The sequence below is a fragment of the Streptomyces sp. P17 genome, assembly GCF_032436805.1.
Lineage (GTDB): Bacteria > Actinomycetota > Actinomycetes > Streptomycetales > Streptomycetaceae > Streptomyces.
The window spans coordinates 1-261 of sequence record NZ_JAVRBF010001042.1; the positions used below are offsets into that span (position 1 = coordinate 1).

Annotated in this window: 1 protein-coding gene; it reads left to right on the forward strand. The window is 36.4% G+C overall.

The window, feature by feature from the left end; translation table 11 throughout:
* The coding region (locus RMT89_RS43870) for a hypothetical protein (protein WP_399499043.1) at window positions 1-261 on the forward strand (261 nt) is incomplete at both ends.

The following is a 261-nucleotide window of genomic DNA, read 5'->3' on the forward strand; positions in this document are numbered from 1 at the left end:
ACTTCTGCTAGTCAATAGCAGAAGTGGTGTAAGTAGTAAGACGCATTTAGTCGTTGAAACAGGCAAGATTGACGCAGGATATAACGGACATATGAAAGTGAATATTAAGAATGATTCAGTAGTGCTAGTTCCAAGTGGAATGGTTACAAAAAACATTATGAATATTGAAGGTGTCGTGATGAAATCTGAACCAGAAGAAAGTTTTTGTTTAGGTTCTTACGTTATCAACAAAGGCGACAAAATAGCACAGTTGGTTATCGT